Consider the following 13,230-nt stretch of genomic DNA (forward strand, 5'->3'; position numbering starts at 1 on the left):
TGTCTCGCTCTTCGGTGACCCGCTTGAGTTCGGCTCGCTCGCTCTTCGGTGACCCGCTTGAGTTCGGCTCGCAGACGACGCAGTTCAGCGTGCTGATCATCGTCTTGCTTCCGTTCTCCTTGAGGTTTGCTGTAGCGCTTTATCCAGGCATAGAGGCTATGCGACGACACGCCAAGACGCGCCGCCACATCAGCGACAGGCAGCTTCTTTTCGGTCACTTGATTGACCGCTTGGATTTTGAATTCTTCGGGGTAACGCGGGTTGCTCATGGCACCTCCTAATTGACCTCAGTTTAAGGCAAAGAGGTGTCTACGAAACCCGGGGCGATTCACTCCTCGGCATAACCTTCCCCGCTCGCAGCGCTGACACCATCCTGTTGCATTGAATCGGTTGTCACATGTTCACCTAAGACCAAACACTCATTTGGATCTGGCTACCCTCGTCGATCTGACGCGTGTTTTCAACTAATTGCGGCTTGGAATACCAATCAAAAAAAACTCAGACCTATATCACCTCTGTGAACGCCCACCGTATTAACTGCGGTAGGGATTTGGCGTGCCTGCTTTTTGGCTAGTACGCTCATCACTTGAGAGGATTTACGTATGTATGCCCCTTGCCCTAGCTGCAATTCTGGACGTGTCGCAAAGAAAAATATCGGTAAGCAAACGGGTGGGTTGATTGGCGCTGCAGGAGGTGCAGTCAGTGGGGCCGCCGGAGCCCTGTCGGGAGCGGAGGCCGGTGCAGTACTCGGCATAGTCGGCGGGCCTGTTGGGATTGCTGTGGGTAGTATCGCTGGCGCAATACTCGGAGGGTTGTTTGGTGGTGCTGCCGGCGGGATCGCTGGGGCCACACTGGGTGAACAGATTGATGAGAAGGTGCTGGATAACTATCAGTGCCTGGAATGCGGTTACAGCTTCAGTATCAACCGTTAGTTCGTTGTTTGTTGAAGCCACGCTCTTTTCCATTCATTTCGCAGGAGTCATTCCCATGGCACACCTCATCGAACAAATGGCTTACGTTGGTGATACTCCCTGGCATGGCCTGGGCAGTCGCCTATCGCCCCAACAACCGCTCGAAGTCTGGCAGCGCGAAGCGGGCATGGACTGGAAGATCCAGGACAGCCCGGTGCATTTCAAGTCCGACAGCATCGGTGTTCTGGGCTCAATTCACTCTTTCCCTGAACAGAAGGTGCTGTATCGCTCCGACACCAAGGCCCCCTTGTCAGTGGTCTCCAACCGCTACCAGGTGGTGCAGCCCCGTGAAGTGTTGGAGTTTTATCGCGATCTGACTGAGGTCTCGGGCTACGAGCTGGAAACCGCCGGAGTGCTCAAAGGCGGTCGCAAGTTCTGGGCTCTGGCCCGTACTGGGCAAGGCACGGCGTTGAAGGGCAACGACCAGGTGAATGGCTACCTGCTGTTGGCCACCTCCTGTGATGGCACCTTGGCCACCACCGCAACCCCCACCACCGTACGTGTGGTCTGCAATAACACGCTGACCATCGCCCTGGATGGCACCACCCGCGTGATCAAGGTGCCACATAACACCCGCTTCGATCCGCAGGCAGTGAAAAAGCAGTTGGGCATCGCCGTCTCCCAGTGGGACGAGTTTATGTACCGCATGCGAGCACTGGCTCAACGCAAGGTGCAGTGGCATGAAGCGATGGGCTTTTTCATGAACGTGCTGTGTGACGTAACCCCCAACAGCAAACTACCCGAAGTCCTGCCGAACGAGCGCGCACTGCGCAAAGTCCAAGGGCTGTACGAAGGCGAGGGTCGGGGAGCAACGCTTGAATCAGCCCAAGGAACTGCGTGGGGCTTGCTCAACGCCGTGACCGAGTATGTCGATCACGAGCGACGCGCCAGAAGTGCTGAATACCGCATGGACTCGGCCTGGTTTGGCCAAGGCGCTGTGATCAAACAACGCGCCTTGCAGGCCGCACTGGAGCTCGCCGCCTAGCTCCACTCACTTACTCAACTATTAAAACGCCTGGTCAGCTTCTGCTGGCCGGGCGTTTTTTATGCCGCACAGGAAAACATCATGGGCACGCAAACTCTGCAACAAACCAGGAGCAAACTACGGCCTGCGCTGCGCCTAGTGGGCACCAAACAATTGCCGCGAGAGGAATGGTTGGCCGTACGCAAACAAGGCATCGGCAGTTCGGATGCCGCCGCAGCCGTGGGCCTGAACCCGTACAAATCCCAGCTGGAGCTGTGGCTGGAGAAAACCGGCCGTGACACCTCACTGCCCAAGCTCGATCCGCAGGATGAGGAAAGTCCGGCTTATTGGGGCAATATCCTGGAGCCGATTGTCGCAACACATTACACCCGGCGCAGTGGTCATCGGGTCCGCCGGGTCAATGCGGTGCTGCAGCATCCTGATTGCAAACTGGCCTGGATGCTGGCCAACATCGACCGCGAGGTCATCGGTGCGCCAGAGGTACAGATCCTTGAATGTAAAACTGCTGGCATAAACGGCGCACGCCTCTGGAAAGAGGGTGTGCCGGAGTATGTTCAGTTGCAAGTGATGCACCAACTGGCCGTGACTGGCAAGCAGGCAGCCGATGTGGCAGTGCTGCTGGGTGGCCAGCACCTGGAGATCCATCGCATCGAACGGGACGAGTCGCTGATTGCTCGGCTGATCGACCTGGAGCGGTTGTTCTGGGATTACGTGGTCAGTGATACCCCACCTCCGGCAGACGGATCGGCCTCGGCGGAGCAGGCGTTGCGCTGCCTGTATCCACAGGACAGTGGGCAAAGCCTGGACTTCAGCCAGGACGCGCTGCTCTGTACGACCTTTACCGAACTGCAGAGAGTGCGAGGATCGATTGCTCTGCAGGAGAAGCAGGAAGCTCAGCTCAAGCAAACGTTGCAACAGGCCATGGGGGATGCCAGTCGGGCGACCTTCGCAACCGGCAGCATCACGTGGAGGAAAGCCAAAGACAGCGTGGCACTGGATATCCCCCGCCTGCTGAAAGAAAAGCCCTACCTGCAAGTGCGCTACTCGACCACAAAAACCGGCTGTCGGCGTTTTCTACTGGCCTGAACGCTCGTTCGCGCTTCCCTTATTCCCATGCCCTTTCTCTCCAACGCCACCCTGGCCGTTTACGCGGTCTCGGTGGCGTTTTTATTTCAGATACAGGAGAACTCCCATGCTCAAAGGTTTAGCCATCACTCCGCCGATTTTGGGCCGAATATCCATTGGCAAGCTCGTCGAAAAGAACGGAAAGCGTCTACCGGAAAAGGACGATCAATTCACCCTTACCTCCCAAGTACAGAGCCGTGACGGCTGGCTGCTGCACCCCCTCAATGAGGAGCTGCGTAATGGCCAGGACGGCAAACTGCGCAGCATTCCAATCCGGCTGCTGTTCAACGAGCCTGACCTGAACTTTCGGGCTGACTACAGCCTGTTCGACCGCACCACTGGCCGACCTTTATGCGTCGGCAACGGCCTGACCTGCAAGCGTTTGACCGAGGACGGCATTCAGGCATTGCCCTGCCCTTCTCCGGATGGCTGCTCACTGGCGCAAGGCGGAGCCTGCAAGCCTTACGGCCGGCTCAACGTAGTGATTGGCGATGACGATCCGCTGGGCAGTTTTGTCTTTCGCACCACAGGCTACAACAGCATCCGCACTCTGGCAGCGCGTCTGCATTACCTGCAAGCCATCTCCGGCGATCGCCTCGCCTGCCTACCGCTGGAGTTGCGTTTACGCGGTAAATCCACCCGGCAAAGCCATGGCACGCCGATCTTCTACGTGGACATTACGGTACGCAATGGACTGCCCCTAAAAGACGCCTTACTGGCAGCCAAGCAATTGGAGGAAACCCGGCAAGCCGCGGGCTTTGACCAGAGCGCCTTGGATCACGCGGCCCGGCAAGGCTTTAACAATGGGGCATTTGAAGACAGCGAGGAGGACACCGGCGCCATCGTCGAAGAGTTCTTCCCCGCCATTGAAGATCAGCCCAGCGATGTAGAGCCAAAAGCCCAACCGGCAGCGCCTGCCAAACCCTCACTCGGTCAAAAGTTGGAGTCGCAAGCCACGCGGCACAACGGCAAGCCCACCGTCCAGTAACAGGGTTTCTCAGATCCCTCCGTTTTCTCACGCATTCGTACAGGAAGACCCACATGAAATATCACAAGCTCAGAGCCGGTGAAGATACCGGTACCTATGTTATGGAAGCCCCGGTCACCGAAGCTGACATCCTGCGTATGGCTCAACAACTGGCAATGAGTCGTCTGTCTAAAGGCCGGGCATTGACTGAGCCGAAGCAGGTCTTCAGCCACCTGCAAACACTGCTGCAGTACCATGAGCACGAAGTCTTTGCTCTTCTGCTGCTCGACACCAAGCACCGGATTATCGGATTTCAGGAGCTGTTTCGCGGCACGCTGGACGGGGCCAGCGTTTACCCAAGGGAAGTGGTCAAGATCGCCCTAGAGCACAACGCAGCAGCCGTGATACTGGTGCATAACCATCCTTCTGGAGATCCCGAACCCAGCCAGGCCGATCGCACGCTGACCACCACCCTCAAGAACGCCCTCAACATGATTGGCACACAGACGCTGGATCATATCGTTGTAGGCCACGAAAGCTGCGTATCGTTGGCTGAACGAGGTTACCTATAACGCCTAGGCTCACACCGCCCGATAGACTGCCCTTGGCTGATGCTAGGGCAGTCATCGGCAGGGAAACTCCCCTCACTTATTTTTTGTCGTGATCCAGCGGTTGTAGTCAGCTCCTGCTGCAGCCGAAACTATGACTTCCCGACGCCTAAGGGCATCCGCAGTCGGCCTAACTTTTTTCCTTTAGTCGTGCTGCGAACACAAATCAGAGTGCCTCTGCCTCTGCCTCTGCCTAATAGTCGTAAACCTACGAACAAGCGGCCGGGCCAATTCGCACAAAGGTCACACTAAATTCTTTGCACTGCCGATGCTGCTGGAGCCGATTCGCAAAGCTGAAGGCATCATTCAGCTCAAAGCGCTGAAAAACATCCAAGCCACGGCCAAGCAATATCTTCCAACCCGTGTCGGTTGTAATGTCTCGGTCATGCTTGGTGCCGCTGGTGTCGTAGGCCCAACTGAACTGGATGCCAACACCGGTGCAAGCATCAGCGATCTTCTGCAGGCTGTCGGTCTGACGATCACCATTGGAATCATCCTCAACAGTCACCACATGAACAACCACCTCATCTTCCGGACCTTGTAGCTTGCTAATGGTCTCCATCAGTTCCATCAAGTTGCGCAACTGGTGGAACATACGAAGATAGGGGTCTGTGATGATGATGCGCTTGGCACCTACCAGATAGGGACTGAACAACTTGTCAAAACTCAGTCCGCGCTGATTTTCGTGGAAGACCAAATGCTGCTCTTTCAGCACTGGTTCCATCGGCACAGGATTGCTTGGGCGTGAAGCTGGCCCTTGCATGGCTGGCGCTGCCTCGATAAGCGCCAAAGGGTCAGTGCCGACTTGGGGTAAGTCTGCAGTAGAAACTTCAGTCGCTCCCCTACGATGGTATTGATTAGGATACTCATCCTCTTCCAGAGTGCGCACCAAACGCTCCTGAGCATCCGCCCCCTGGTAGGCAAAACGAACTGCCGGATAGGTCGCGTCAATGCGTAGCAACTGATCCTTCACCCGCTTGCGCCCTTCAATAGCAGTGCGCAATACGTCTTCCACTTCGGCGTCTGTCGCCTCGCCATGCGGGTACAGGATCTTCATCAAACCAGAAAAGGTTTTGTTGATGCCATCGCGGTCACGCGTCGAAATATCGTCGGATAGCGTGAACTGTCCCTTGTAGCGATCTGAGTAGTCATGACTACGAAGCGAGCGCAGGATCTCGGCCAGGTAGTCCACCACGAAGCCGTATCCACTGGAGAACATCTCGCCACGGATAACATCCACTTCCCATCCGGGGATGTAGCTGTGAATGCGGTCGAGAAAGGCTGAATCGTGAAACTTTTCCGGCAGTGGGTCGAACAGGTCCGTGTGCTTAAGCATGTACGGTACGGTGTGATCGGTATTACCCACAAACACCATGCTGGCCTCAGCTCCGAGGGTTTCCACACCCCGCGAGAACGACTTGTTGGCCATGTAGTTCTTCATGATGTCCACCAGCGCCTTATCCACTCGCTTTTGCTTGCCGGCGAACTCATCGAATGCCACTACATCCCAGTAACCCACCAGACCGAGTTTACCCGTGCCGTTATGGACGAACAGCTTGGGAACTGTAACTTCGCCACCGGATATAAGAATGCCGTGGGGCGAGAACTCCGAATAAACGTGCGACTTGCCGGTGCCCTTCGGCCCCAGCTCGATCAGGTTGTAATTGCGCTCGCAGAACGGGATAAGGCGGATAAGCTGAGCAAGCTTATTGCGCTTGCCGAACATCTGCGGATTGAAACCTACGCTCTGGATCAGCAGGTCAATCCACTCATCAGTGGTGAACTGCTTACGTGCCTCCAGATAGCCGTCGAAATCAAAGCGGGAAATCTGAATTGGCTTTAGCGAGGCCAGAATCCAAGGTGAAGCAGACTTGTCCTCGGTGTATTCATACTCCACATCCGCAATACTCCAAACACCACCTACCAGCAGCTTCTGGTGAGACTTGACGGTGTTGGAGTCGATCAGCACTTTCTTGATGCCTAGGTTGGCGAACTCAGCCTCGTACACGTCATCCTTGTCGTTTAATGAGACGCTAATACGGTCAATAACCTTGTGCCGCCCCTTCTCCTTGATGGTCGAGCGCACCAGCCCAGCTTCGTTGCGGTGGACATAGTGCTTACGCAGGATCTCCTTGACGGTCTCAATACCGGTCTGGATCGTCGCTTCATCATTGGTCGCGCAGTACTGACCCAACAAGTACTCCAGTACATACGACGGCACGATGGCGTTGCCCTTCACAGCTTTGACCAAGTCTTTGCGCACCACTAAGCCGGCAAAGTGCTGGTTGATCTTGTCGTCGAGCTGACTCATTGGAGCTCCTGCTTAAAAATCAAATTCGCTGCTAAACGAGCGGCGAATGGAGTAACGCGCAGCTTTGTACCGTGTGAAGTGTGAAGTGCCTTCCACGGTCTCTTCAAGGAGCAGCTCCACCTGTTGATTGTTCGCCTCATCGGCCTTACGGCTGAGAATGAAACGCACCGGCAACTCCCGTTCACGCGGGTTGGCAGAGCTAAAGTCGAACAACAGCTCATGCTGATCGGATACCAGCTCTCCGTCCAGCGTGAACAGACCTGCACGCAACCGGCGCGACTGCAGTTTCTCGGTCACTGCCTCGGTTTGATAGAGCACCACGGCCAACTGCCCGGTAGTGATGGTCTTGCCACCGCCACCGATGAACTCCACCTCTACCCGACCCACATCGCTCTGGCGCTTCTTGTTAATGCGGATGACCGGGATCACAACCTCCTGCAGCGTGGCACCGCCATGCACAAAGCGGCTTCCAGAGCCCTTCAGCCGCAGACGGTTGATGGACTTGGGGATCTGCACCATGAGCGCACCCGTCAGGCCTAGTTGCACCGGGTTGAAGGTTTTAAAGCTGGCTCCTTCGCGCAAACCACGACCCAGCACAAAACGCCGGTCACGGTAGAGGACCTCATCACCCTCCGGCTCACTGCTGAGGAAATCGCTCTCCTGCAGCGGATGATTCTGGTAGATGAAGCCATGGTCGGCTGTAATAAGCAGGTTACTGGCATTGGCGTTGGTTAGCTTCTTGACCAGACGGATCAACTCACTAAGCGTTTCCTCAGCCGCCGCAAATACCCGTTCCTCTGTATCACGAGTGTCGCCGGTCTTATCGATCAGGTTGTGATAAACGTAAACCACCTCGTTGTCGCGCAGTAAGGCCCGAGAATCGGCCTGGTTCATCGCCAGTAAATCCTTGGCTCGTACCACCTGGGATGCTGGCACCCTGGTCGCCAGTATCTTGCCCCGGTTGACCGAGCCTTGAGCGCTCTGACCGTCCACTGTGGCATCGCCACTGTCGTTGTCGGCCAGTTGCAAGCTGCTGTTGGGTAGTAGCGCCGCCATGCCGAGCTGGGTGTAACTCGGCAGCATCGACAGCATCGGCTCCAGATCAGCCTCGAAACGATCTTCCTGACGAATCAGGCTTTGCAGCTCCTCGCCTACCTCATAGCGGAACGCATCGGAAATCAGCACGCACACCTTAGTTTTGCGCTCCACAAAGGGCTGCACATAGCGGCTGAAGAAATTGCGCTGCAGCACAACGGGTGCGGCCTCCCAATACTGTGCCGTATCCACGTGGTGCTGCCAGCGGTCGTTAAGACGGCTCAGGTAGTTGTTGGTGTACAGGTTCTCAACCTGCTTAGCCAACTCACCCAGCAGCGAAGCCTGACCGGATTCACGCAAGTGATAGACGAACTTGCGGTAACGCTGATCCAGCCGGAACCACTGGCTGGCGTATTTTTGCACGCCATCAGTCAACGATTCCATTTGTAGCTGCGTTATGTCCAGCACCTGAATGAACTGCGCCGCATGCTCCAACGCCAGGTACATATCCTTGAAGCGCTCAAACCAGTGGCTCTGACGGCGCTGGCGCACCCACTGTTCCACCTCCTGAGCGGTCACTGTACGGGCCACCACGGCACGTACCAGCTCACTGAGGATTTTTCGGTCGATCAGCTCGAAATAATCCAGCTCCAGCAGGCTACGCCAGTCGAGGGTTTGCAACTTGTCGTCGATCTGCAGCACCACCGCGCACTGCTGAGACAGTGTCTCGAAACTCTGCTCATGCGAACGACTGTCCTTCCAGCGTTTAAGAAACACCAGCGCCTCAGCGGACAGTCGCGCCTTATAAGCCGGGTCGATCCCAAGCATGAAACAAGCCTTAAACAGCTCGATAACGAAATCGTGCAACCCTGGTTGCTCGGAGCTATAGCCATAGGCGCGCTTCAACTGCTCCCACAGATAAGCATTTAAGCCGCTGCTTTCGATTAAGTTGATTCGTACATCTTTGCTAGCGGCCAAATCACCCAGCAGATTTTCCAGGATCACATCCAGGCGCGGTTCGTTGCCGGCGCATACGGCAAGCATTTTGCGTTGCAGCAGGTTCTGCGAATCACCCGCCTCCAGCAACTTACCGAGTGCCTCGCGGCGCTTGGCGGACTCGAAAAACGACACATGCGCTTCGAGAAGCGGATAGCTGTCTGGCCCAAGCTCCAGTTCTGCCAGCCATAAGGCAACCTGATCTGTGCGGAAGCAATTGCCGCTGGCGAGCTGAACATCCAGCAGCCAATTCTGTAAATGAGGCGGTTCGGCACCTTCTCGGTAGAGCAGGAACTTTTGTTCGGGTAGCTCGCGCAGCAGGCGGTATTTCACGCCGAACTCATTGTTAGCTAGCTCGATCTTCTCGACATCCGGCAGCTCCAGCGTCTCAAAATCAGCGCGAAACTCCAGGCGCGTGTCATACCAGAACACTATGCGCTGCTTGTCGAACAGATTGCTCAGGGCCTGGGTGATCTTAGGATTGCTCATGCCATGGTCTCGATTTCTTCCTCTTCGTCCAACACTTCCACCGAAAGCGCTCCGCTCATCGCTACATTGCGGCGCAGCCGTTGCAGCAAGGCTTGCCGGCGCTTTTCACAAAACGACTGGAAGTCAGCAAAATGTAGGTTGTCGCTATCATCCAGCAGAAGATCAGCCGGCTTGAAGCCTGTGTGTTTCTCGGCCATCCACTCTATCAGCGACATATCTTTCTTCGAACGATTCTGCGAGGCGTTCAGCAGGTGCAGGTTGGCAATCGAGTTCCAATTAATGGGGCTCTGATAAAACGCCCTCAGTTCATCATCCTCTTTGAGGAAGGCTTGCTGTACGAGAGCTCCCTTATCAAAGGCGCTTTTCGGGTGTAGATGATCGATGTCCAACTGCAGGTTTTCATTGATCTCAGGGAACAGTAGGCTCAGCACAGAACGGCACCGTGCGTCGCCATGCTGGATATCAAGCAAACCTCTCAGATAAGCCTCATCAAAACGAAGATCCTTGTTGGTTGCGGTGAAGGCCACAATGATCTCATCTAAAGGGAACAGCCCCTTGTCCAAATGCTTGCTCAGCAGCCGCTGCATCTTGGTCAGCACACCATCTGCTTGCCCGCCAAATATCCCTCGCAACAGCACCATGTGTAGCCAGCGGGACAGCTCTAGCCGCTCCTCACGCAGGTAATTGATGTTGTTGATGGTTTGATACAGCGGCTTATCCCGAAAGGACTGCTTGTACACATAGAACGCCAACGGAATGACCGCGTTCTTGGCTCTCAAGGATTGGTCGTTCAGGCCGAGTTTGCGCAGTAATTTGAAGGTTTCGACCACACAAGCCCTGATTTCCGGCCACTGCTGCTGGATGACGCTGACCTGATCGGAGTCGAAGTTCCTGACTCGGAACCGCACATCAGCACCAATCAACATCAGACAGGTCTTGAGCACCCAGTCTCGACCAATTGAGAACTGCATCTCTGAGCTTTGCCGAATCTCGGTCACTAGTTCGTCGATGTCTTTCCGGGCATCCCCCTCCCAGTTAGCAATAGCAATCGACATCAACAAGTCCGAGAACGCCAACGGCGTACCGCCACTGTTGGTGCGGATGAATACATCCAGAACGTGATCAATGTCCTGGTTTTCCTCGTTGTAGAAGTGGATCACCTCTTCATGCCTGACGAGGTAGTAAAGGCGGGTCAACGCCCTGCGCGCAAAACTGTTGTAGGCCAGGCCATGCTTTTCAAGGTAGGGAAGCACCACCTCAAACGGAATCTCATCTACAGAGCGCACGTCAGGCAGGTTCAACACCTTGCCCACCTCAAACCAGCGCGAGGTAGGGTCATCGCTATACGCCGCCACCTGCTTCTCAGTCAGGAAACGGAAGTGATACTGGGCCATCGACTCGTTGTCATCACCGTCCAGCCCCTTTGCAAGATCCAGATAGAGTCGACGCGGCGGCAGCACTTGGTCGTTACGCGTATTCGGCCACCAGACACGGGGCTGCTTGTAGGCGTAAGTGCCCTTCAAACCGATGTAGATTGAGGTCAACCGCTGCTGTCCATCGATGACCGCCTTGAAGTCTTTGAAGTCGCCCTGCGTCGGGACATAGTCATTGGACTCCTTGAATCGCTGACAATAGTCGGTGAGAAAGCTGTAGAAGCGATACTTGTTCTTGATCTCCGGGCTCGTCACATCCCACATCATGAAGGTATTGATGGGGTACTCCCGCATTAGGGAGTCGAACAGCACGCAGACCTGTTGTGTTGACCAGACGAAGTTGCGCTGAATCGCTGGTAGAAGAAACGTCCGGTCATCGATGTTGCGTATCGCCTGGCGAATCGTGATCGCCTTTTCAAAGCGGCCTGCCATTTCAGTCTTCCTTGGCTTCCAGTCCAACAATTTTCTTTAACGCTGAGCCGAGCTTGAGATAGTTAACCTTGACGCCTTCGTCCAGATCCAGTGGCAGCTGTTCGGTTGCCAGTGGGTACAAGGTATCGCGCTCGTAGTCGTCCAGCTCCAACAGTTGTTTTTTGAGCGCTTCGATTTCCTTAAGGGCACGGGTCTTTTCGCCCTGGCTGGCGGAAGTGCTAATGCCGACCTGTTGCAGGTAGTCCAGGCGCGCGGCGAGCTTTTTGCGAAAATCGCGCAGATATTGCAGCACTACACTCACCGTATCCGTACGATAGCGGTGTAGGTAGATTAGCGCGCTGAAGGTGCCTTTGGAGCTGGCGAACAGCCAATAAATGGGGCGTTTTTTGTAGCGCTTCACATGGTCAATGTAGAAGTCCTTGATGAAGTACTTGCGCACATCCTTACCCAACGACTGCTCGATAAAAGCCAGATTGTCCTCGTAGTGCTGTTCACCAAAGGTCACGCGCAAGAAAGTGCGGAAGCGCTCGGTGACATCGTCAGCAAACCACTCGCCATCAAGCAGCGGAATCACATTGTCCTCGTCCGGCATAAAACGCGGTTCGGGGATCTGACGCAGATACTCAGCCAGCGTCTCGCCCTGATTGGCCAACACAAGCCCCGGCTTGTCGAGGCTGTAGCGGCCAAACATGCAGCCCACGGCGTAGCTAAGAAACTCAGCCATCGTGTCGGCCTGTAACAGCTCCTCCAGCGCAGCCTCTGTCTTCGCGCCTCCATAGCGATAATGCGGGTTGCAAGTCAGGGTGATTTCTCTGAGATCAACCTTTTTGTCCAACTCATTCTGCAGCCCGTAGGCCTCGATGAAAACACGGTTGTTTTCTTCTTCGAGTCGCTGCATTTCCAACACAGTTTCCCGCCATTGAGCACGCAGTTTTTGGTAGGTGGCGTTGATAGTGGACTGGCGAAAGCTAGGGACTAGCAGTGGCAAAACTGTGAAGTCCCAAGAAGTTTCATAAGAGTCCCAGTCCTTAGAGGCAAGCGAGACTGCCTGTGAGGCTGTAATACTCGACAGCTCTTTTGATTTGCCAAATGAAACAGGCACCTTTCCGAGAGGTCCTTCGTGAAAATCGAGTGTGGGGCTAAATACGGCAAGCGCCCTTTCTATAACTTTTGAATTCGTGATTGCCAACAAAGGCATCATGTCGGATGGCTTCTTTGGAAAGCACATTGAACCTTTTGTTTCAAAAATAAACCCATTCGGGCTGTATCTCATTGAAAAAACAGGCGCAATACTTGACCAAGTTAATCCAGCTTCAAAATATCGGCTAGCGTTTTTAATGATGCGAGTGGGTGCCCCGTAGAGTTCTCCAGCAAACTCAAAAAGCTCTTCACCGTCATTTTCCCAATTAACAACATAATCGTTGTTTCCATACCACCGCCTAAAAGTTCCACCTTTAGTGCAAGGAAACCATTTTCCACCAGATAATTTTGATGCCTCCCGGCTTTTGCATTTAAATATCAATCTGTCACTGGACACTTCATGCCAAAGTCGCAAAAATCTATTGTTGTCGCTCGTTTGCAGTCCAGCGCAAGGCGAAGCTATGTCCGATAGCTTTTCGGCGGATGAGAACAGCTCCAAAAACGTTGAGCTGAGCCAATAAGCGACAGGCGAACCCGGAACCTTATTGAAATCAACCGCAGAAGCCCGATAGATGTAGTGTGCAACCTTTTGCTCGGCGTCTGTAGAATGGTTACTCATTGTTGCTCTCCATATATTGCTCTTGAGCTGGCGCATCGATCCGCTGCCAGTCAACCGGATGTTCGACCGTCGAGCCATCACTGCATTACCCTGACCACACCGCCCGGAAATCCAGGTCT

General features: G+C 54.8%; 10 protein-coding genes. 5 read left to right on the top strand and 5 right to left on the bottom strand.

Going from position 1 to position 13,230, the window contains the following annotated elements:
- On the bottom strand, positions 1-269 hold a 269-nt coding region (locus P3C29_RS24895), incomplete at its 3' end, for a transposase (protein WP_275965711.1).
- Between the two features lie 333 nt (positions 270-602).
- Between P3C29_RS24895 and P3C29_RS24900 the strand changes: the two genes are divergently transcribed.
- The 5 genes from P3C29_RS24900 (at position 603) to radC (ending at position 4,620) form a co-directional block, all read left to right on the top strand.
- On the top strand, positions 603-932 hold the full coding sequence (locus tag P3C29_RS24900; RefSeq protein WP_275965712.1) for a hypothetical protein: 330 nt from the start codon (positions 603-605) through the stop codon (positions 930-932).
- Positions 933-987: 55 nt separating this feature from the next.
- The gene (locus P3C29_RS24905; protein ID WP_275965713.1) at positions 988-1,956 is read left to right on the top strand and encodes a DUF932 domain-containing protein; all 969 of its coding nucleotides are present in this window, start codon (positions 988-990) and stop codon (positions 1,954-1,956) included.
- A gap of 81 nt (positions 1,957-2,037) precedes the next feature.
- Entirely contained in the window at positions 2,038-3,042 is a 1,005-nt protein-coding gene (locus tag P3C29_RS24910; RefSeq protein WP_275965714.1) for a lambda-exonuclease family protein, read from the top strand.
- Positions 3,043-3,148: 106 nt separating this feature from the next.
- The gene (locus P3C29_RS24915) at positions 3,149-4,069 is read left to right on the top strand and encodes a hydrolase or metal-binding protein (protein WP_275965715.1); all 921 of its coding nucleotides are present in this window, start codon (positions 3,149-3,151) and stop codon (positions 4,067-4,069) included.
- A 53-nt stretch (positions 4,070-4,122) separates the two neighbouring features.
- The gene (radC, locus tag P3C29_RS24920; protein WP_275965716.1) at positions 4,123-4,620 is read left to right on the top strand and encodes a DNA repair protein RadC; all 498 of its coding nucleotides are present in this window, start codon (positions 4,123-4,125) and stop codon (positions 4,618-4,620) included.
- Positions 4,621-4,864: 244 nt separating this feature from the next.
- On the opposite strand, the gene brxL is transcribed toward radC, so the two are convergent.
- From brxL to pglX, 4 genes are read right to left on the bottom strand one after another with little or no spacing between them, the layout of a single operon-like run.
- Entirely contained in the window at positions 4,865-6,967 is a 2,103-nt protein-coding gene (brxL, locus tag P3C29_RS24925) for a BREX system Lon protease-like protein BrxL (protein ID WP_275965717.1), read from the bottom strand.
- A 12-nt stretch (positions 6,968-6,979) separates the two neighbouring features.
- Positions 6,980-9,487 (bottom strand): BREX-1 system phosphatase PglZ type A, encoded by a 2,508-nt coding sequence (gene pglZ, locus P3C29_RS24930; protein WP_275965718.1) that lies wholly within the window; start codon positions 9,485-9,487, stop codon positions 6,980-6,982.
- Positions 9,484-11,352 (bottom strand): DUF262 domain-containing protein, encoded by a 1,869-nt coding sequence (locus P3C29_RS24935; protein WP_275965719.1) that lies wholly within the window; start codon positions 11,350-11,352, stop codon positions 9,484-9,486. Before P3C29_RS24935 ends, pglZ begins: the two co-directional genes overlap by 4 nt.
- A gap of 1 nt (position 11,353) precedes the next feature.
- On the bottom strand, positions 11,354-13,189 hold the full coding sequence (pglX, locus tag P3C29_RS24940; protein ID WP_345952314.1) for a BREX-1 system adenine-specific DNA-methyltransferase PglX: 1,836 nt from the start codon (positions 13,187-13,189) through the stop codon (positions 11,354-11,356).
- Between the last annotated feature and the right edge of the window lie 41 nt (positions 13,190-13,230).

Origin of the sequence: Pseudomonas sp. 1912-s (assembly GCF_029269205.1) — a bacterium.
GTDB lineage: Bacteria > Pseudomonadota > Gammaproteobacteria > Pseudomonadales > Pseudomonadaceae > Aquipseudomonas.

Excerpts from the sequence above, each read along its gene's own strand:
- P3C29_RS24900 (WP_275965712.1), top strand. The coding sequence starts at position 603 with ATGTATGCCCCTTGCCCTAGCTGCAATTCTGGACGTGTCGCAAAGAAA.
- P3C29_RS24905 (WP_275965713.1), top strand. The coding sequence starts at position 988 with ATGGCACACCTCATCGAACAAATGGCTTACGTTGGTGATACTCCCTGG.
- P3C29_RS24910 (WP_275965714.1), top strand. The coding sequence starts at position 2,038 with ATGGGCACGCAAACTCTGCAACAAACCAGGAGCAAACTACGGCCTGCG.
- P3C29_RS24915 (WP_275965715.1), top strand. The coding sequence starts at position 3,149 with ATGCTCAAAGGTTTAGCCATCACTCCGCCGATTTTGGGCCGAATATCC.
- radC (WP_275965716.1), top strand. The coding sequence starts at position 4,123 with ATGAAATATCACAAGCTCAGAGCCGGTGAAGATACCGGTACCTATGTT.
- brxL (WP_275965717.1), bottom strand. The coding sequence starts at position 6,967 with ATGAGTCAGCTCGACGACAAGATCAACCAGCACTTTGCCGGCTTAGTG.
- pglZ (WP_275965718.1), bottom strand. The coding sequence starts at position 9,487 with ATGAGCAATCCTAAGATCACCCAGGCCCTGAGCAATCTGTTCGACAAG.
- P3C29_RS24935 (WP_275965719.1), bottom strand. The coding sequence starts at position 11,352 with ATGGCAGGCCGCTTTGAAAAGGCGATCACGATTCGCCAGGCGATACGC.
- pglX (WP_345952314.1), bottom strand. The coding sequence starts at position 13,189 with ATGGCTCGACGGTCGAACATCCGGTTGACTGGCAGCGGATCGATGCGC.